Consider the following 20,485-nt stretch of genomic DNA (forward strand, 5'->3'; position numbering starts at 1 on the left):
TGCCGTTTGTTGTTTGAGAATCATGATAGTTTTCGATCTTGGTTTGGTAATACTCGCTTTAATCCCGGACTTTTTTAATCGATCGACAAGTTCGACTAGCTTCTTCTTATCCATTCTCAAAACTCCTTTACCATTCTAGATGTTTCTATTGTAACTGACAAATATGAATAAACTATGAAAAAATGAAAAATATTTTTATTTTTTCGGAGTAAGTTCCAATGTTTTTCCTTTATAGTCTTCTATACTGGTTGTATGGTACGTTCCATCGACCCAGCTTTCTAGCTGATTATGATACCATTTACTTAGGACATTTCCTGATTGACCAGGGCCGACAAGATGGTAACCAGTCTGAATGTCATCCGTATCAACGACAAATCTCCATGAAGCACCATGGTTCACGGTTCCATCATCTTTGAATGCAGCAGCCTGTACCGTCACCGGACTTCCTCCGACAGGAACTTTCCCACCACTATTAAATAATAGATTTAATGGACTCACACTCGAAAGTGGATGAGCGAAATAAACTTGGTGATAATCTCCCCATTCCCACTTCTCCATATTGGAACCATAGGAATCTTCTAATTCAGTTAATACTCGGACAAGTGAATCTTCTAAAACAGTCGTTAATCCCCCATGTTCTTCAATCCAAGGACCGGGATTCCCTGCTATTGCTTTTCTTAAAAGCTCATCAATTGCCTGACGTTTTCCGCCAAATAATTCTAAAGTTTCAGCTGGAATTTCCTCTTCGAACAGAAGCTCCTGAATCTCTCTTGTCCATAAATTGAAGATCATTGGTGCGGCTTGGTCAGCTTCATCAACAAAATCCCATTTATTTAGAATGGAGAGGGCCTCCTTCACCTCTTCGTCATCGGAATCCTTTAACTGTTCCACAAATGAAGGAACAAATTCTCTAGCCTGTAAGTTCATCTTATCCATTTGCAGGGCCATCATATCATCTACCGTAATATTGTTTTTGGCCGAAATAAATTCTTGAATTCGCATTTGTCTAAAAGGCTGTGCCCAATCATGACTAATATGATACGGATAATCATCACTAATGACTTTATTATTGGCCGTTGAGATAAAGCCTTCCTTTGGATTGACCACTCTCGGAAGTTCGTCAAATGGAATATAATCAACCCATTCGTACTCATCAGTCCAGCCCGGTACTGGTAATAATCCATCCCCTTTTTTGCGAATTGGAATTTTCCCATTAGCCTTGTAGGCAATCGTTCCATCCGTTGAAGCAAAAACAAAGTTCTGTGCTGGCGTATGGAATCCTTCTAATGCCTTCTCGAATTGGTCCCAGTTCTCCGCTTTATTCATATTCAGCACTGCTTCGAGTTCACTCGATGGTTCCAATGCAGTCCACTGCAGGGATAGTACCGTGTCTTTTCCGCCTTCGCCAGCAAATTCAGATATGACTGGTCCATGACGTGTAATAACAATTTCGTAGTCAACTGATTCCTGATCCTTTACTTTAATTTCCTCTTTGACTACAGATGCTTCTTCCCAATTGTCATTAAAAAGAAATTCATATTCATTATCAGGATTTCTTTTTTCAATATATAAATCCTGCACGTCTGGACCCGTATTTGTTACCCCCCATGCCACATGCTCGTTGTGTCCAAGAATGATTCCAGGAATCCCGGCAAAAATGACTCCGCTTACATTTACAGATGGCGCTTGTAATTGCATCTGATACCATATAGATGGAGTAGCAAGTGATAAATGTGGGTCATCTGCTAAAATTGGTTTGCCTGATGCCGTTTTTTCCCCACTTACAACCCAGTTATTACTCCCGTTAAATTCATGTGGGATGACTGCAGATGCAAAGCTTTTTTCAATATCTAACTCGTCTTTACTAATAATATAGGGTGCATCCTCTGGATAGGATGGAAATAAATCATACGCTTTTTCCTCAGGGAAGCTTTGTAATAAATAGTAACGAAAAGCTTGATCTTCCCAATGGCCGCCTAAGTCGAATGCCATATACTTTCCAATTGTAAGTGAGTCAACCGGTGTCCATAGTTCAGGTTCATAACCTAACAAGGTAAATTCGATTGGCCACTTATTGCTCTCTTGAAGCTCTTTTATATAAAGATTGACCCCTTCTGCAAACTTGTCGAGGACGTTTTTGGCTGTATCTGAATACTCATCATATGAGCTTTCAGCCGCTCTTCTAAGTCCTAATGTTATAAAATACTTGTCGTTTTCTAACGCCGCTTCTCCTACAACCTCACTTAACCGACCAGAAGCTTGTCTCCGGCTTAGATCCATCTGGAATAAGCGGTCTTGAGCTTGGATATACCCTTGCGCTAAATATAAGTCCTCTTCGTTCTTTGCAGTGATATGAGGTACTCCATTCTCATCTCTTACCACTTGAACAGTTTCTTGTAATCCTGTTAGTTGGATTTCCCCTTCTATTTGCGGATGAGAACGTGTGATATAAGCGTACAAACCGATTACAATCGCTACTATCAGAACGACCAGACTCCCCGCTGTCCAGCCAACAATCTTTTTCCATCGTTTACCCCTTTGTTTCTGTATTGGAAGTGTTGCCTCCATTCTCTTCCCCCCTTTTTTCCTACTACCTCCTACATAATTCTTGATTTATAGAGAAATTCCTTTATTTTCACCATCCTATTTGGGGAAAAAGTTTCCCTTTGCTATCGTGAAAATGTTATAATGTGAGATATTGTTCAAATTTGGAGGTAGTAAATGTTAACTGTAACTGACGTAAGTTTGCGCTATGGTGATCGTAAACTTTTTGAAGATGTAAATATTAAGTTTACTCCAGGGAACTGTTATGGCCTAATTGGTGCAAACGGTGCTGGAAAATCAACTTTTTTAAAAATAATCTCTGGTGAAATCGAATCTCAATCAGGTTCTGTACATTTAGGTCCTGGAGAGCGTTTAGCCGTTTTAAAACAGAATCACTTTGAATTCGAAGAAGAAGAAGTTCTTAAAGTAGTTATCATGGGACATGCTCGTCTTTACCAAGTAATGCAAGAAAAAGACGCTATTTACATGAAGGCTGATTTTACCGATGAAGACGGCATGAAAGCTGCTGAGCTTGAAGGTGAATTCGCTGAGCTTAACGGTTGGGAAGCTGAATCTGAAGCTGCAATCCTTTTAAAAGGTCTTGGTGTTGAAGAGGAACTTCACACAAAGAAAATGGCGGATTTATCCGGTGGAGAAAAAGTGAAGGTTTTACTTGCGCAAGCTCTATTCGGAAAACCTGACGTATTACTACTAGATGAGCCGACGAACCACCTTGATATTAAAGCAATTCAATGGCTTGAAGAATTCCTAATCAACTTTGAAAACACAGTCATCGTAGTATCCCATGACCGTTACTTCTTGAATAAGGTTTGTACACATATTGCCGATTTAGACTTTGGAAAAATTCAAATCTATGTTGGGAACTATGACTTCTGGTATGAATCTAGCCAATTAGCTTCAAGAATGGCTCAAGATCAAAATAAGAAAAAAGAAGAGAAAATTAAAGAACTACAGGCTTTTATCGCGCGATTTAGTGCCAATGCTTCAAAATCGAAACAAGCAACTTCACGTAAAAAATTGCTTGATAAAATTGAATTAGATGATATTCGACCATCTTCTCGTAAATACCCTTATGTTGGTTTTACACCAGAACGTGAGATTGGAAATGACCTTCTTCGTGTTGAAGGATTAACAAAAACAATTGACGGCGTTAAAGTACTTGATAATATCAGTTTTGTCATGAACAAAGACGATAAAATTGCTCTTGTTGGTGCAAACGAACTTGCGAAAACAACCCTGTTTAAGATATTGACGGGTGAAATGGAGCCCGATAGTGGTACTTTCAAATGGGGTGTAACAACTTCTCAAGCCTATTTCCCTAAGGATAACTCACAGTACTTTGAGAACAGTGATCTAACTCTTGTCGATTGGTTACGTCAATTCTCTCCTAATGATCAAAGTGAAAGCTTTTTACGAGGATTTTTAGGAAGAATGCTCTTCTCAGGTGAAGAGGTATTAAAGAAAGCTAGCGTTCTATCAGGAGGAGAAAAGGTTCGTTGCATGCTATCAAAAATGATGCTGAGCGGATCAAACGTCCTTCTTTTAGATGAACCAACGAACCACTTAGATCTTGAATCTATTACTGCACTGAACAATGGCTTAATCAACTTTAAAGGCTCAATGATTTTTGCATCTCATGACCATCAGTTCATCCAAACGATTGCAAATCGCATTATGGAACTTACTCCAAGCGGTTTAGTTGATAAGCAAATGACATATGATGAGTATCTAGAGAACGCTGAATTACAAAAACAAGTAGCTAGTATGTATTAAAAGAAAAGCACAAGCGCCCTGGTCAGCCCCGACAAGCACTGGAGCCCCAGAATGAGGTCCGTACTTTGACCTCATATTCTGGGGTGAAGTGACTAATGAAAAATGTTCTTTATTTTTCAGGAGGGGCTAGGCGCTGGAGCTAGACAATTTTCAAAGTCTAAACATGCTTTCTTAAACTGTAAATATAAAATGAGAGTTTCCATGATGGAGACTCTCATTTTTTGTATCATGGTTTTTTTGTGCTTTTCCTAGCCGATGAAACACTTTTTCCATCGATTTCCTGATTCGTTGTCCCCTGCCCTTGCACTTCTGGAGAACTTAGGCCAACCTTTGAAGGATCTTTCTTCCGTTTTGACATTGTACTACACCTCCATAAATTTACCTTGTCAAGAACCCTCCCTTTTTATGCAATTGGAATAATTTCGCTTAAGAAAACACATTCTATCGTTTGGAGGAGGTGTGAAGATGGCGAAAATTGGCGTTGAGGATTCCTTAACAAATGTTCAAGAAGCCCTTCGGCAAAAAGGGCATGACGTTGTTCAATTAAGTCAAGAATCAGATGCACGTGGCTGTGATTGCTGTGTTGTCACAGGAATTGATTCAAATGTAATGGGTATGAACGATACGATTATTGCCGGTCCAGTGATCGAAGCAAATGGTTTATCTGCCGACGAGGTTTGCCAAAAAGTTGAACAAAATTTACGATAATCAAACTAAGAAGACTAAAGCTCATTAGTCTTCTTTTTATTTTCGCTGGTGAACGGAATGGATTGAATGGCCCTCCCTTTTCAGGATTATTCGTTATAATTCCTTAGATAATAATTTTTAGTCGGCTTATCTGGAGGCTTTATTCATTGAAATACATAGGCTTACTCTTTCCCCTCTTGTTCATTCTCCTTGTTGGTTGTGCTGATGCAACTAAAGAGATAGAGGAACAGAATGTCACACTTACGATCTCGGCAGCTGCCAGCTTTCTTGCACCCGATCGTTTAAGAATATTACTTCACATACTTGTGTACAATAAATTCTGTCAATAAAGTAAAGGGGTGTAAAATAATTACTTATAAAGGACAATAAATTGATTATTATCATGGCTTAGCTTTAGAAATTTATTTTGGAGGAATATCATTGGATAAAAAAATCATAGACCTGGATGTTTCGAATCTCTGGACCCCCTATCTCAACAACACGATGGCACGTTGCGTCAATTCCTATGCTTTAAAAACCATTATGGATTCCGATATCCATTCCATTTTCGAAAAAGCACTACAACTGTCCAATCATTTCATTCAAATTATTACTGAGATTTTTCAAAAAGAACAGTTTCCGATTCCACATGGATTTACGGAGAAAGATGTCCATCTTGATGCTCCACGCTTATTTTCTGATGAATTTTGGCTGTTTTATCTTCATGGAATGACTATCCATGGATTAACTGCTTATTCTCTAGGAATGACGGCAACTCACAGGCTGGACGTACGAAGATTTTATTTAGAAGCATTCAAAGGAGCTTCTGAAATATATGATTCGACCTTAGACATGTTAAAATCTAAGGGACTATCGGATCGTGTTCCTACCACCCCCTTGCCAGAAAAAGTGGAATTTGCTAAAAAACCAAGTTTTCTTGCCGGTTGGTTCGGGGACCATCGACCCTTGAACGTTATTGAAATCAGCACTCTTTATTTTAATTTACAGAAGAGTACGCTCGCAAAAGATTTAATCTTAGGTTTTAGCCAAACTGCCAAGTCCAACGAAATTCGAACATTTTTCCTACGGGTGGTGGAACAGGTAGAAGAGCATATTTCGATTTTCCATTCCATCCTGCAAGAGGACTTTATCAGTTCATCGATTTCCTGGGATACCCATATCACCGATTCCGAAACCGCACCTTTTTCCGATAAATTGATGACTTTCCATTGTGCGTTTCTTATTCAATCTGCCATGGCATATTATGGAACTGCTTTGTCTGGTTCAATGCGGCGCGATCTAGGACTCAAGTATGCTTCTGCCATTAAAAATGATGTCAAACTCTCGGAAGACTGTGCGGAAATCATGATTGCTAATGAATGGTTCGAGGAACCCCCGCATTCGGTCGATCGTAGGGAATTATCCAATTAATAAAGTTTTCGGAAGAATCCAGCCTAAATTAGGTTGGGTTTTTTACTGTTCTTCAGAAAACTGACCAGTACTTTAAGTATATTTTCACAATTTCTTCTCTTAATTATATTTTCATCTATTTTTTTGATAATAAGCACCAAAAAAAACACTCAAAACGAAAAAGGCCATTGAATTTTCTACTTACCTTAGAAAAATTAGTGGCTTTTCCTCCCCAAAAATGTCTTAGCATATAATATACGTGTTTTGTCGGCAGGATCCCAAGAATAGAAATTGCTTTTAAAGGATAAATCCTACTCATTCATTAATATTATCTTGATGAGAATATAAAGGGTGCCCATTTTCACCTAAAAAATGGACGATTAAAATACCAATGTCTAAATATTATTCAAGATAAGAAGCTGCTAACATCAAACTAGGACTAATTTGAAGAAAGCATCATTTTTGTTTTATTTTCCAATAGATTTACTAACGTCTAATTTAATGAAAACGCCGTCTCTCCAGGTAAATACACTATTCTTAAAAAACTTTTAAAGAATGGTTCATCGTATATTTTGGAACAATACTTTTGTATTTTATATTTAGTAAAAAAGGAGTGAACCAAAAATGGACATTCAAAAATTAGCCGACCATGAATCATTGGATCTACACGAAGTGATAAATTTTAAAACCCTTTGCTTAGCGAAATCAAAACTAATGCAAGGACTGGTATTTGATCATGATTTAAGAGCATTAATGCAAAAAGATGTTGAACAATCAATACAAGCGCTAAGAGAATTACAGGCACTATATCAACGTGCACCTTTTGAAGCTCCTGTTCCTCAAAACCGTCCAACACCAATAATAAATTGAAAGGGAGGCAAATTCATTGAACCATGACTATTTAGACCCTATAAACTCGCTACACGTACCAGAGCTAGCAGATACCACATTTGCGATGGATTTACTTCTTCGTGCCAAAGAAGGTGTCCGCAACATTGCTGTCGCATTAACGGAGTCCGCTTCACCTGATGTTAGAACCCTCTTACGTAACCAGTTAATGCAAGGGATTGCCATGCACCGAGAAATTACAGAACTAATGATTAGTAAAAAATGGTTACATATATACGAACTAAGTGAACAATATCAATTAGACCAACTCTCTGCCAACAATACATTGATGATTGGCAAAATGAATCTATTTCCTGTTGAGACCAATAGAAAAGGTATGTTTGACCGGACACCTGATGAACACTAACACTGGAGGCTGTAACCAATGAAGGCAGTAACGTATCAAGGTATTAAAAATGTTGTAGTCAAAGAAGTCCCAGATCCAAAGATTGAAAAACCAGATGACATGATTATTAAAGTAACGAGTACAGCTATATGTGGGTCTGATTTACATTTGATTCATGGCATGATTCCTAACCTGCAAGAAAACTATGTTATTGGACATGAACCAATGGGAATCGTGGAAGAAGTTGGTCCAGGTGTGACGAAGCTAAAAAAGGGAGATCGTGTCATTATTCCTTTTAATATAGCCTGCGGTGAATGTTCTTACTGTAAAAACAATTTGGAAAGCCAATGTGATAATTCTAATGATAATGGTGATATGGGTGCCTATTTCGGATATTCTGGTTCGACGGGTGGCTATCCAGGTGGGCAAGCTGAATATTTAAGAGTGCCGTTTGCCAACTTTACTCATTTCAAAATTCCAGAGACTTGTGAAGAACCAGATGAAAAATTAGCAGTTATTGCCGATGCGATGACTACTGGTTTTTGGAGTGTTGACAATGCAGGCGTAAAGGATGGAGATACAGTTATTGTTCTTGGCTGTGGTCCGGTTGGTCTTTTTGCTCAAAAATTCTGTTGGCTAAAAGGAGCAAAGCGAGTCATTGCCGTTGATTATGTCAATTATCGCCTGCAGCACGCCAAGCGCACCAACAAAGTAGAAATTGTTAACTTTGAGGACCATGAGAATGTAGGAAATTACCTTAAAGAAATTACCAAAGGCGGTGCAGATGTTGTCATTGACGCTGTAGGTATGGACGGTAAAATGACAGATTTAGAATTCCTCGCGAGCGGAATGAAGCTTCAAGGCGGGGCATTAAGTGCGTTTATCATGGCTTCACAAGCAGTGCGTAAAGGCGGGACAATTCAAGTTACTGGCGTTTACGGCGGCAGATATAATGGTTTCCCTCTTGGAGATATTATGCAGCGAAATATCAATATCCGCTCCGGTCAAGCACCTGTCATCCACTATATGCCATATATGTTTGAATTAGTTTCGACAGGAAAAATTGATCCAGGAGATGTCGTGAGTCATGTACTTCCACTTAGTGAAGCAAAGCGTGGCTATGAGATTTTTGACACAAAAATGGATGAATGTATAAAAGTCGTGTTGAAACCTTAAGGAAGGAGGTATCAAAATGAACTACGCCTTACATGAAGTTCTTGAGGTCCATGAGATGACTGCATTTAAGACCACATGTTTAACTAAGTCCAAAACGATGAAAGCGTTAGTTACAGATCAGCTATTAAAAGATATTATGCAGCAAGACATTGATGTAACTACGAGACAATTACAAGAATATGCTTCTATCCTTTCCAACGCTAAGCAGTAAATTAGGAGATGAATGAACATGAATCCAATCATAGAAACTTTAACTGGCATGGACGGACTTTCGGATCAAGTCGTTGCAATGGACCTACTGATTTCAGCTAAAAGTGGAGTTAGAAATTATGCCATGGCAGTAACAGAATCAGGAACACCGGAAATTAAAGAAATGCTCACCCGCCATTTAGTGGAAGCTCTTGATATGCATGAACAAATATCCGCATATATGGTGGAAAAAGGATGGTACCATGCATGGGATACAAACGAACAGATCAGTTTAGATTTAAATAATATCAATACAGCATTGAACTTACCGACGTTATAAAAATTCACAGGAACAGTTTAACACCAACAAATAAACTGTTCCTATTAAACCATTTTGAGTTTTTTTGGGAAGAAAATTGAGGTAATACAGGGTGTCAAAATCACCTTTCCTTCTCAGATTTCTCGCGTACTTCCCCTTCCTTGGCCAACATTTCCGAAGTCTCGGTCAGCTCCGGCACTCAAATTCTTGACGCAATTCAATCTGACCTTCCCGATGTCCTTACGGATCCGGCATACGCATGGTCCACTCGATGGCGTCTTTCCTCGACTGCACATCAATTAGAATGAACCCAGTAATCAATTCTTTCGATTCCATAAATGGGTCCTACCAAACCACGGGCTTTTCCCCTGGTTTCAAATACGAAAGACGAATCCCATTTGAACTTGGATGAAGTCCTTTAGTCGCAACCCTCACGCACGCACGCCTGCCTTAACTAATTCCTCACTGTACTTCATCATGGCTTTAATGAGGTCAGAGCTCAGGAGCTTACCGGCTTCCGAATTCTTTGAGGCTTTGATATTCACCATAAATAGGCATAAAAATTTCCGTCCTTCTTTTTTAGAGACAAATCCCCTTTTATTTCTTCTTCAACTTTTCTGCTTCGTCCAATAACAAGTTCAACAAAATAGGCGGTTAATCCTTCCAGAAACAACGCAACCGTCTGTGTGAATTATCTGGAAGAACTTGAAGGTTCATTCTTCAGCAAAACTGCAACAAATTTTTAAATTAATCTAACCATAAAATAGTAAATAAACCCCTTTTAATGCCATTAGCCACAATACTTACGAAAATAGCCTTCAAAAAATAAAAATTGTAGACAAGTTCTTGTTAGAGACAAGCATATAGTAGTAGTGGAAACTTTAGGAGGTGCAACAGAAATGCATTTTATCGTATTAAAAAGGCGGTCTATTCTATTCATCGGTCTAATTATTGCTACTATTGCTGTTAGCTCTTTTTGGCTGTTTGCTATGGATGGATCAGTCGCAACGATTGGGCAAGAAGAAAAAATTCGTGAGATCCATCTCGTCACAACTGAATTTAAAACAACAACTGAGGGTGGAAAAGAGATTGAAGCTTATCGCTGGGACCCTGGCACAATCTTTGTCGGAAAAGATGAAAAAGTACTCTTACACTTATATGGTGTCAATGGACATGAACATCCCTTTATTATTGAAGGAACAGATATTAAAGGGACTGTTACAAAAGGAAAAGATACAACCGTTGAGCTCCAACTATCCGAAGAAGGAGTTTACAGACTTGTCTGCTTAACTCATTCAGACATGGATAACAGCGGTCCAATGATCGCTAATATTATTGTTGATTAGTTAATGCTTTTTTCAAGGTCCAATTCAATTTGAATTGGACTATTATTATGATAGTTAACCTTTTTATAAACAGTTATAGTACAGATTTCACCTCTCGTTTTTCGCCTCTTTGAATCAAATCCCTTTCAATTCAACGTTCATAATACGTTCACAAATTATGTGATGTATTTCACATATTATCTGTTATACTTTGAATATAGTTAAGTTGTATTAACTGTTATACAAACTAATTACTATAATGAGGTGTTCATGATGGAACAATGGAAGGGTTTTACTAAAGGAGTTTGGCAGAAAGAAATTAATGTCCGCGATTTTATTTTAAGAAACTTCTCTCCATATGAAGGAGCAGATACTTTTTTACAAGGACCTACTGAAGCAACCACAAAATTATGGAACCAAGTCATGGAATTAACAAAGCAAGAGCGTGAAAATGGTGGCGTTCTTGACATGGATACAGAAATCGTGTCTACAATCATATCTCACGGACCAGGTTATCTAAATAAAGACCTTGAAAAAGTCGTTGGTTTCCAAACAGATAAACCATTCAAGCGCTCTCTTCAGCCTTTTGGTGGAGTTAGAATGGCAAAACAATCTTTAGCTGAATATGGTTTTGAACTAAATAGAGATGTTGAAAATACTTTTACTGATTACCGTAAAACGCATAACCAAGGTGTTTTCGATGCGTATACAGAAGAAATGAGAAAAGCAAGAAGTGTTGGTATCATCACTGGTCTTCCAGATGCATACGGTCGCGGTCGTATTATTGGTGACTATCGTCGAGTTGCGTTATACGGTGTTGACTTCTTAATGCAAGAAAAACAAAAAGATTTTGCTGCTACTTCTTCTGTTATGACAGAAGATGTGATTCGCCTACGCGAGGAACTTAGTGAACAATATCGCGCCTTAAAAGAACTTAAGGTAATGGCAGCAAGCTATGGCTTTGATATTTCTAAGCCAGCTACCAACACAATCGAAGCTTTCCAATGGTTATACTTTGCTTACTTAGCTGCCGTGAAGCAACAAAACGGTGCAGCAATGAGTTTAGGTAGAGTTTCAACTTTCCTTGACATTTACATTGAAAGAGATTTACAAAATGGCGTATTAACAGAACAGGAAGTACAAGAAATTGTCGACCACTTTGTTATGAAGCTTCGTTTAGTGAAATTCTCTCGTACGTCTGAATACAATGCACTTTATAGCGGTGACCCAACATGGGTGACAGAATCAATTGGTGGTATGGCAAATGACGGACGCGCTCTTGTTACAAAGAACTCTTTCCGTTTCTTACACACATTAAGCAACTTAGGACCAGCTCCTGAGCCAAACTTAACCGTGTTATGGTCTACACAGCTTCCTGAGAACTTTAAGAAATTCTGTGCGAAGGTTTCAATTGAAACGAGTGCCATTCAATATGAAAACGATGAAATTATGAGACCTGAATACGGGGACGACTACGGTATTGCTTGCTGTGTATCTGCTATGGAAATCGGAAAGCAAATGCAATTCTTCGGAGCTCGCGCTAACTTAGCGAAAGCCCTACTTTATGCAATCAACGGGAACAAAGATGAAATGAAAAAAGTTCAAGTTGGACCTGAATACAGCCCGATTACTTCCGAAGTTCTTGACTATGAAGAAGTTATGGCGAAGTTTGATAAAACAATGGAATGGCTAGCTGGCCTTTACATCAACACTTTAAATATTATCCATTACATGCATGACAAATATAGCTATGAAAGCATTGAAATGGCGCTTCATGATACGAAGATTCTTCGTACGATGGCAACAGGAATTGCTGGCTTAAGCGTTGTAGCCGATTCATTAAGTGCAATTAAATATGCTAAGGTAAAACCAATTCGCGACGAAAATGGCATTGCCGTAGATTTTGAAATCGAAGGCGACTTCCCTAAATACGGGAACAACGACGATCGCGTAGATAGCATCGCTGTTGAACTAGTAGAGTCATTCATGAAAAAATTACGCAAACATGCAACATATCGTGACTCTGTTCATACAATGTCCATCTTAACAATTACATCAAATGTTGTGTACGGTAAGAAAACAGGAAATACACCAGATGGCCGCCGTGCCGGAGAACCATTTGCACCAGGTGCGAACCCAATGCATGGCCGTGATACTAAGGGTACACTCGCTTCCCTTTCATCTGTTGCAAAATTACCATACAGCTCTGCAATGGACGGAATTTCTAATACCTTCTCTATCGTGCCAAAAGCTTTAGGAAGAGAAGAAGAAAACCGTGTTCAAAACTTAGTAAGTATTTTAGACGGATATGCTGTGAAGCAAGGTCACCACTTGAATGTGAACGTCTTTAATCGCGAAACATTGCTTGACGCGATGGAGCATCCAGAAGAGTATCCGCAATTAACAATTCGTGTTTCTGGTTACGCAGTAAACTTTATTAAACTAACAAGAGAACAGCAACTAGACGTTATTAACAGAACCTTCCACGGTTCACTATAATAAGAAAAGCGCAAGGCGCCTGGAGTTGGACAATTCTCAAAGTCGAATTTAATACTTTCCTATCTTTTATTAAAATGAGAGGGTCAAAATCCTATTTTGTACCCTCTCCCACCCCCTTATTATGAAAGGAGATAATCAACATGAACGGAAACATTCATTCAATCGAAACATTTGGAACAGTAGATGGCCCTGGTATTCGCTATTGTTTATTTACACAAGGGTGCCTGCTTCGCTGTCAGTTTTGCCATAACGCAGATACTTGGGAAATTGGGATTGGCAAACAAATGTCTGTTTCCGATATCATTGATGATTTAAAATCCTATCTTCCTTTCATTGAGGCGTCTGGTGGAGGAATTACTGTATCTGGTGGAGAGCCATTATTACAACTCCCTTTTCTAATTGAACTGTTTAAAGAGTGTAAAAAGCTTGGCATTCATACAACAATCGACTCATCTGGTGGATGCTTTTCACACGCTGAACAGTTTCAGAAAAATTTAGAAGAGCTCTTGAACTATACTGATTTAATTTTGCTCGATTTAAAGCATATCGATCGTAAAAAACATAAAAAGCTAACTGGTATGGCAAACGACCATATACTAGAATTCGCTCGTTATTTATCTGATAACAATGTTCCTATCTGGGTCCGTCACGTTTTAGTACCTACTGTTACTGATGATGAAGAGGATTTGAGAAATTTAGGAGCCTTTATCGGCACATTGAGTAACGTACAAAAAGTAGAGGTTCTCCCCTACCATCAGCTTGGTGTTTATAAATGGGAAGCCTTAGGGATGGAATATCCACTAAAGGATATCCAACCACCAAGTGAAGAAAAAACTGCTTTTGCCCAACAATTGCTTACAGAAAAACTTATCAAAAAATCCAGCTGCTAATAGAATGCAGTTGGATTTTTTTGTTATATAATGGTAATACAGGAGGTGTTCAATTTGGTTTTAAATATTAAGAAAAATCGTGTTTCTATATACCTATTTCTCATAACCCTAATCATATTAACAAATTATCTATTGTACAATCTTGAGTCCATGCAACCACTTTCCACCTCTGCTGTATTAGGTTCTATCTTTGATTTCTTAATTGTCCTCCCTATTATCACTTACTTCCTTATCATTCGGAAGAAATACTCATTGAAATACATGGGGTTAGTTTTTTTAGCTGGATATGGCTTAGCATACTTAATCATCCCTAATCACCACTTAGAATCATACTCATTCCTCCCTTACATCATTGCAGTTTCAGAAGGTGCATTAGCTCTATTAGAGCTTTATCTTATCTATACAGTTGTGAAAATACTCCCGAAACTTCTCAAAAATTTTAAAAACATTGACCAGAAGAATAGCTATTTTCTATTAAACTTAAGAAAATGCCTAGAAGAGTATTTTCCAAATAAGCGAATGGTCTATGTTTTACTTTCTGATGTATCGATGTTTTATTACTCCTTATTTTCTTGGAAAAGGAAAATAAGAATTTCATCTGGACAAACTTTTACTTATCATAAGAAGACCAGTGTATTAGCTGTTTACATCATGATTATTCACGCAACAGTCCTTGAAAGTGTTGGTTTACATTATCTCCTACATGAATGGAACGGAATCATCGCATTTATTCTCTTATTATTTAACATCTATGCAGTTCTTTTTAGTTTTGCAGAAATTCAGGCTATACGATTAACACCCTTTTTGCTTACTGAAAAAATGCTCTATTTACAAGTGGGAATCACTTCTAGTATGGAAATAACATTGAATCAGATCAAAGAATTCAAACATTACGATGGTCCAGAAAAACTTTCTCGTACAGATCAAAAAAATACCCATGACGCAAGGGTCATTGATTTTATTCAAGAAAAACCGATGTTTGAAATCATTCTAAAGGATAAAGAAAAAGTGCATTTAATCTTTGGGATAACGCGAGAAGTTGATAGAATCATTTTTAACGTGGACGATTCTCAAACATTTTACCGTGCTTTGCAGAATAAATTGGAACTTAATACGTAGGAGTTAGTTTTTTGCTAAAAATCAAGTATTTCTTTCTATTTATCTGCATTTTTTCCGGCTTACTTCTAATGGGCTGTAAAAGCATTTTAATCAACTTACTAGAGTTGACATTGAAATCGTTAAAACAGACGGAAGCTATGAGGATTCTATTATGATTACTGATGAAAAAACGATAGATGCTTTAAGAAAAATATTTAAACAAATTGAGCGGGAACCAAATGTGGAACCTAAGATGGCCAGAAAAGAGGATGTTAAGGCAACTCTTTTTTTTGAGTTGGATGAGAATATGCCTGAAAGATTATTCAAATACCAAATCTGGTTTATTCAAAGTAATCAAACCGCGATAATAATTAGCAACAACACGAAAGAAAGTTATGGACTTTTAGATAAAGAAAATGCCCAAACATTGGAAAATATTTCACCTAACAAATAAGCCCTGTTAATGGTAGACGTTGAATTTCTTACATTGAAAAATAGGCGGAAAATACCGGTTAAATCAAGTAATTCACCTATTTCTCTATAATTAAGCGGAATTTTTCCGGCTTAGCTATACATTTTTCATGATTTTAAGGTTTTTTAGGTCATTTAGCGGAAAATCTCCGCCTATTTCACCTAAAAACCATTATTTTATTTAAATAAACGGAATTTCTCCGGTTAAGTGGGTACACCAAAAAACAAAAAAACAAAAATGAACAATAACTGAGCTGACAAATAAAAGAGCAGGAATTCCAGCTCTTTTATTTGTTGACTTTAAATTCTCTAAAGTTCACACAAGGGAAATTAAAACTATTTCCACCATTCATCAAACATCGTTGCTGGTAGTTGTCTCTTATGCATGGTTACTAAATAGCGTTTTTCGATTTTATCTGCCACATCAGCAGGTACTTCCTTACCCTCTAAATAATCATCAAGCTGATCGTATGTAATGCCCAGCTCTGTTTCATCAGCTTGTCCAGGAGTATGATCGAGCAGGTCAGCCGTTGGAACCTTCAAATAGATGGCTTTCTCTGCATTTAACTCTTGTAATAACGCTTTTCCTTGACGCTTAGACAATCCTGTTAGTGGCAGAATATCTGCTCCCCCATCGCCATACTTTGTGAAAAAACCAGTCACAGCCTCAGCTGCATGATCCGTCCCAATGACAAGTAAATTTTCCTGACCGCCAATAGCATATTGAGCAATCATTCTCATCCGAGCTTTCACATTTCCTTTGTGATAGTCTCTTAGTGCCTCTCCCGGGATGCTTTGGTCATACTCTGTCTTTACCGCATCAACCGCTTCTTTTACATTAAACGTATATGACTTATCCGGTTTGATAAAACGTAACGCTCTTTGTGCGTCCTCTTCATCCTTTTGAACGCCATAAGGAAGTCGAACTGCTACAAAGGTAGCCTCGTAATCTTCTGCACGAAGCTCTTCTACCGCAAGCTGAGCTAATCTTCCTGCTAATGAAGAATCTTGACCACCACTAATTCCGAGAACATACCCATTTGCTTTTGTTTTCTTTAGATATGACTTTAAGAAGTCAACCCGCTTTCTTATCTCTTCTTTTGGATTAATATCTGGATTCACAGATAAATCCTTCATAATTTGCTGCTGTAAATTCATAACGAGACGCCCTCCTTCATTTATTTATACTGTCGTATCCTTTTTGAGCTTGTCTTTAACTTCTTGGATGTTTTTGATTTTGTTATCCCAGCACTTCTGACTTAAATCAACTGGATACTCCTCTGGATTTAGAGTACGTTTGTACTCTTCCCAAAGTAAGTCTAAATTCTCTACTGCGTATTTTTGCATATCCCAAATGGATGGAGAATCATACACAAGTTTTCCATCCTTAAATATGTCATGATGCAATTCCTTCGCTTCAAAATCTGTGACAAATTTACTCACATACGTATGCACTGGATGGAACATTTTTAGAGGTGACTCTGCTTGAGGATGCTCATCTTCAAGCGCAATATAGTCCCCTTCTGATTTATGATTGATTTGATTAATAATGCGATACACTCTCTTTAAGCCAGGTGTTGAAACCTTTTCCGGATTACCGCTAATTTTAATTGTATCTTGCATGCCTCCATTTTCATCTTCAATGGATACGAGTTTATAGACAGCGCCTAATGCTGCTTGATCAAAAGCGGTAATCAGCTTCGTACCGATTCCCCAAGTATCAATTTTCGCACCTTGTGCCTTTAAATTGATGATTGTATATTCGTCTAAATCATTGGACGCAACGATTTTCGTATTCGGATAACCGGCCTCATCCAACATTTTGCGAGCTTTTTTAGAAAGATACGCCAAATCTCCACTATCCAAGCGAATTCCAACAAAGTTGATTTTATCTCCTAGTTCGTTAGCTACTTTAATCGCATTCGGTACACCGGATTTTATTGTGTCATACGTATCAACTAAAAACACACAATCTTTATGTCGACGCGCATATTTATGAAAGGCTGTGTACTCATCTTTATAGGCTTGGATTAAAGAATGGGCATGTGTACCTGCTACAGGAATGCCGAATTTTTTTCCTGCTCGAACATTGGAAGTAGAACTACATCCACCAATAAAAGCAGCTCGTGTTCCCCAGATTGCCGCGTCAAGCTCCTGTGCTCTTCTTGTACCAAATTCCATCACCACTTCATCGCCAACAACATGCTTAATACGAGAGGCTTTCGTGGCAATTAATGTTTGGTAATTCACAATGTTAAGGAGCGCTGTTTCCACTAATTGAGCTTCCGCCAAAGGTGCCTCAACCCTGATCAATGGTTCGTTTCCAAAAACAAGCTCGCCTTCAACTACTGAGCGAATATTTCCAGTAAAACGTAAAGTCTTTAAGTATTCGATAAAATCCTCTTTATAACCGACTTCATTTCTCAAATAGTCAATATCCGTTTCTGTGAAACGGAATTTCTGAATATATTCAATGATTCGCTCCAGTCCTGCAAAAATGGCATAACCATTTCCAAATGGTAGCTTCCGAAAATATACTTCAAACACAGCTTTTCGATTATGGATGCCATCCTCCCAATATGTCTCAGCCATGTTAATTTGATATAAATCAGTATGTAAAGTTAAGCTATCATCTGGGTATTGATTAATCATATATATTTCCTTCTTTCAAGTTATAACTATTATTAAATCGTCAATTCATTAGAATGAACGATATTTATATGGTATTTGTTTATAAAATCGTGTAGTGTATTTTCAGCATTTTCTTCAAATCCAGGGATTGAACTCATGCAATCCGCTAGTACATAAATCCTTGAAGTTAAATGAACATCGTCTTGATAATGTTCTAAAATTTGACGCAGAGATTCAAGCACACAATGTGACTTTGCTTCCCCTGCAACAAGAATTTTATCATATCCTTTTAACAACTCAAGAAATTCCGAATTCACATAACTGTTCTTATCATATTCAGGCTTGATAATTCCGTACATTTCACTTAAAGGAGCTTTTCCTTTAACAATTTTATGAATCGGAGATTTTCTTGCTATTGAATGGAAATGAATCATATTAGAAAATTGACCTTCTAATGCCGCGCCATTTGTACCTTCAATACAATGTAACGGCCAGATACATAATTTCATTCTTCCCTGGTTTTCTAACTGCTGTACATATTCTAAACTTTCCTTTTGGTTCTCAACAGACATCCATTTTCCATGAATGATGTCTTCTTCAGTGATTATTGTGTAAGGATTTGGATGATTCCCTTCGTTATCAACCCACCAGCTGGGGTGAAAAATTTGATGTGGTGCATGGGTATCAAGTGAGACCGCAATAGATGTAATCTTATCGAAGTTTTGATAAAGAAACTTTGTTGTATTTTCGATATCTTTATGAGAGTTTGGTACTGCTAGTTCACCGTTTTCCATAAAATCGTTCTGAAAATCAATGCCAACAAATAATACTTTTTCTTCATCCCTACTTGAAGGTGCAATCTTTTCTGATGCTGCTAATCTTAAAATATCGTTTAACTTTTTGGGATTTTGTCCTCCAACTGCTGTTAAATCTACAATTTCCTTATAATTAGTATTTAACATTGTTTTCTCCCCCCTATATTGATTGGTCAACCTTTCTATAATAAGAAATATTAACATTTTTGGAAGGGTATTTGCTACATTTTCCCCATTGCCTATTATAATACCACAAGGTGAAGCACGTTGTAGGGCCTGAGATTTTTCAAAAAACAGATTGACATATTTTTCAGTTATCTTTATAGTTTTAATTGTAAACTTAAAATACATATTGGTTAACATATGAAAGGAGCAAATGTATGAGTAAGGAACAAATCAAGCTTAGATCAATGATTATCACAGCTTTGTTTGCAGCGATTATTGGCGTTATGGCTCAATTGACCATTCCACTTCCTCTCGTACCGATTACAGGTCAAACATTGGCGATCGGTCTTGCTGCCACAATTTTAGGAGCCCGTTATGGCACTCTTTCCGTTTTACTATATATCGCAATTGGCTCAATTGGCGTTCCTGTTTTTGCAGAGTTTTCTGCAGGGCTATCTGTACTAGTCGGTCCAACTGGTGGGTTTCTAATCGGTTTTATTCCAGCAACCTTTATCATCGGATTATTTTTGGAAAAATTAGGATTCACTTTTAAAAACGCAATTATTGCTAATATTATCGGAATGTTGATTACTTTAGCATTCGGAACCGTTTGGTTAAAAATTGCAACTGATTTATCATGGGTGTCTGCTCTCGCAAGTGGTTTTACTCCATTTCTTGTTGTTGGCACAATCAAAGCAATTCTTGCTTCTTGGATTGGTATTATCGTAAGAAAAAGGTTGTTATCTGCTAAATTACTTATTTCAAATGATATAAAACAATCAGCTTAAGAATTTAAAAGAGTTGTCATCCACGTGACAGCTCTTTTTATATGAATCTTTTTCCCTTTTCGGACGTATATACTAGTATTGATTTTATGCACTATTGCTCTTATACTGTAAGATGTGCTAAATAAGAGGTGAATTTATGTTTGACCCTGAATTAGATATAACGAGTTTATCTACAATATACTCAGTGTACGGTGGTCTATTTCTCATTCTGATCAGAATGATCTGGATCTGGAATATTGAGTATCAATTTACAACTTCAAGTCAAACATTTGAAGATAAATGTTTCTTTGTATCAGGTCATTATTATAAAACAGCGAAACAATCTTTTAACAATATCATTACATGGATTTTAAGATATATAAGGAAAAAAATAAGCTCGAGTAACGATGAGGATTCTATCGATTTTCTCCATAACCTACAATACTAAACTTACACAATTGGAGGAAATCG

The 20,485-nt window shown here is 37.5% G+C and carries 21 protein-coding genes and 1 pseudogene; 16 read left to right on the plus strand and 6 right to left on the minus strand.

Annotated features, from left to right (window positions below; translation table 11 throughout):
- Positions 1–195: 195 nt before the first annotated feature.
- Positions 196–2,568 carry a penicillin acylase family protein gene (locus tag FA727_RS07375; protein ID WP_136830260.1) on the minus strand — a complete coding sequence of 791 codons (2,373 nt, stop codon included), beginning with the start codon at positions 2,566–2,568 and terminating at the stop codon, positions 196–198.
- 153 nt (positions 2,569–2,721) lie between these two features.
- Between FA727_RS07375 and FA727_RS07380 the strand changes: the two genes are divergently transcribed.
- Positions 2,722–4,338 (plus strand): ABC-F family ATP-binding cassette domain-containing protein, encoded by a 1,617-nt coding sequence (locus FA727_RS07380; protein WP_136830261.1) that lies wholly within the window; start codon positions 2,722–2,724, stop codon positions 4,336–4,338.
- Positions 4,339–4,564: 226 nt separating this feature from the next.
- On the opposite strand, the gene FA727_RS07385 is transcribed toward FA727_RS07380, so the two are convergent.
- Positions 4,565–4,696, minus strand: a complete 132-nt coding sequence (locus FA727_RS07385) for a YuzL family protein (RefSeq protein ID WP_136830262.1) — start codon at positions 4,694–4,696, stop codon at positions 4,565–4,567.
- A 107-nt stretch (positions 4,697–4,803) separates the two neighbouring features.
- Between FA727_RS07385 and FA727_RS07390 the strand changes: the two genes are divergently transcribed.
- The 8 genes from FA727_RS07390 (at position 4,804) to FA727_RS07425 (ending at position 9,374) form a co-directional block, all read left to right on the plus strand.
- Complete coding sequence (locus FA727_RS07390; protein WP_136830263.1) at positions 4,804–5,046, plus strand: YkuS family protein; 243 nt, start codon at positions 4,804–4,806, stop codon at positions 5,044–5,046.
- Positions 5,047–5,192: 146 nt separating this feature from the next.
- Positions 5,193–5,375: a hypothetical protein gene (locus FA727_RS07395; protein ID WP_136830264.1), complete on the plus strand. Its 183-nt coding sequence runs from the start codon at positions 5,193–5,195 to the stop codon at positions 5,373–5,375.
- A gap of 91 nt (positions 5,376–5,466) precedes the next feature.
- Positions 5,467–6,456 (plus strand): DUF3231 family protein, encoded by a 990-nt coding sequence (locus tag FA727_RS07400; RefSeq protein ID WP_136830265.1) that lies wholly within the window; start codon positions 5,467–5,469, stop codon positions 6,454–6,456.
- 603 nt (positions 6,457–7,059) lie between these two features.
- Positions 7,060–7,305: a spore gernimation protein GerQ gene (locus tag FA727_RS07405; protein ID WP_136830266.1), complete on the plus strand. Its 246-nt coding sequence runs from the start codon at positions 7,060–7,062 to the stop codon at positions 7,303–7,305.
- 16 nt (positions 7,306–7,321) lie between these two features.
- On the plus strand, positions 7,322–7,690 hold the full coding sequence (locus tag FA727_RS07410) for a spore coat protein (RefSeq protein WP_136830267.1): 369 nt from the start codon (positions 7,322–7,324) through the stop codon (positions 7,688–7,690).
- Between the two features lie 18 nt (positions 7,691–7,708).
- The gene (locus FA727_RS07415; RefSeq protein ID WP_136830268.1) at positions 7,709–8,845 is read left to right on the plus strand and encodes a zinc-dependent alcohol dehydrogenase; all 1,137 of its coding nucleotides are present in this window, start codon (positions 7,709–7,711) and stop codon (positions 8,843–8,845) included.
- 16 nt (positions 8,846–8,861) lie between these two features.
- On the plus strand, positions 8,862–9,056 hold the full coding sequence (locus FA727_RS07420) for a hypothetical protein (RefSeq protein ID WP_136830269.1): 195 nt from the start codon (positions 8,862–8,864) through the stop codon (positions 9,054–9,056).
- An 18-nt stretch (positions 9,057–9,074) separates the two neighbouring features.
- Entirely contained in the window at positions 9,075–9,374 is a 300-nt protein-coding gene (locus FA727_RS07425; RefSeq protein WP_136830270.1) for a spore coat protein, read from the plus strand.
- Positions 9,375–9,474: 100 nt separating this feature from the next.
- Here FA727_RS07425 and FA727_RS07430 read toward each other — a convergent pair.
- A pseudogene (locus FA727_RS07430) lies at positions 9,475–9,901 on the minus strand (YciI family protein).
- Between the two features lie 351 nt (positions 9,902–10,252).
- Between FA727_RS07430 and FA727_RS07435 the strand changes: the two are divergent.
- The 5 genes from FA727_RS07435 to FA727_RS07455 all read left to right on the plus strand — a co-directional run bounded on the left by FA727_RS07435 (position 10,253) and on the right by FA727_RS07455 (position 15,619).
- A complete protein-coding gene (locus FA727_RS07435) occupies positions 10,253–10,699 on the plus strand; it encodes a cupredoxin domain-containing protein (RefSeq protein WP_136830271.1) in 447 nt (148 codons plus the stop codon).
- 252 nt (positions 10,700–10,951) lie between these two features.
- Positions 10,952–13,177: a formate C-acetyltransferase gene (gene pflB / locus FA727_RS07440; protein ID WP_136830272.1), complete on the plus strand. Its 2,226-nt coding sequence runs from the start codon at positions 10,952–10,954 to the stop codon at positions 13,175–13,177.
- Positions 13,178–13,317: 140 nt separating this feature from the next.
- The gene (gene pflA, locus FA727_RS07445) at positions 13,318–14,067 is read left to right on the plus strand and encodes a pyruvate formate-lyase-activating protein (protein ID WP_136830273.1); all 750 of its coding nucleotides are present in this window, start codon (positions 13,318–13,320) and stop codon (positions 14,065–14,067) included.
- A 54-nt stretch (positions 14,068–14,121) separates the two neighbouring features.
- Positions 14,122–15,186, plus strand: coding sequence for a hypothetical protein (locus FA727_RS07450; RefSeq protein WP_136830274.1), 1,065 nt, complete (start codon positions 14,122–14,124; stop codon positions 15,184–15,186).
- Between the two features lie 151 nt (positions 15,187–15,337).
- Positions 15,338–15,619, plus strand: a complete 282-nt coding sequence (locus FA727_RS07455) for a hypothetical protein (protein WP_136830275.1) — start codon at positions 15,338–15,340, stop codon at positions 15,617–15,619.
- 353 nt (positions 15,620–15,972) lie between these two features.
- On the opposite strand, the gene nadE is transcribed toward FA727_RS07455, so the two are convergent.
- The 3 genes from nadE to FA727_RS07470 are packed head-to-tail and all read right to left on the minus strand — an operon-like array spanning position 15,973 to position 19,445.
- Positions 15,973–16,794: an NAD(+) synthase gene (gene nadE, locus FA727_RS07460; RefSeq protein WP_136830276.1), complete on the minus strand. Its 822-nt coding sequence runs from the start codon at positions 16,792–16,794 to the stop codon at positions 15,973–15,975.
- 24 nt (positions 16,795–16,818) lie between these two features.
- Complete coding sequence (locus FA727_RS07465; protein ID WP_136830277.1) at positions 16,819–18,288, minus strand: nicotinate phosphoribosyltransferase; 1,470 nt, start codon at positions 18,286–18,288, stop codon at positions 16,819–16,821.
- Between the two features lie 32 nt (positions 18,289–18,320).
- Positions 18,321–19,445, minus strand: a complete 1,125-nt coding sequence (locus FA727_RS07470) for a cysteine hydrolase family protein (RefSeq protein ID WP_206663830.1) — start codon at positions 19,443–19,445, stop codon at positions 18,321–18,323.
- A gap of 17 nt (positions 19,446–19,462) precedes the next feature.
- Here FA727_RS07470 and FA727_RS07475 point away from each other — a divergent pair, with 17 nt between their 5' ends.
- Complete coding sequence (locus FA727_RS07475; protein ID WP_136830279.1) at positions 19,463–20,035, plus strand: biotin transporter BioY; 573 nt, start codon at positions 19,463–19,465, stop codon at positions 20,033–20,035.
- A 217-nt stretch (positions 20,036–20,252) separates the two neighbouring features.
- On the plus strand, positions 20,253–20,462 hold the full coding sequence (locus tag FA727_RS24545) for a hypothetical protein (RefSeq protein ID WP_206663831.1): 210 nt from the start codon (positions 20,253–20,255) through the stop codon (positions 20,460–20,462).
- Positions 20,463–20,485 lie beyond the last annotated feature (23 nt).

This window comes from Robertmurraya kyonggiensis (genome assembly GCF_005116465.1).
Lineage (GTDB): Bacteria > Bacillota > Bacilli > Bacillales > Cytobacillaceae > Robertmurraya > Robertmurraya kyonggiensis.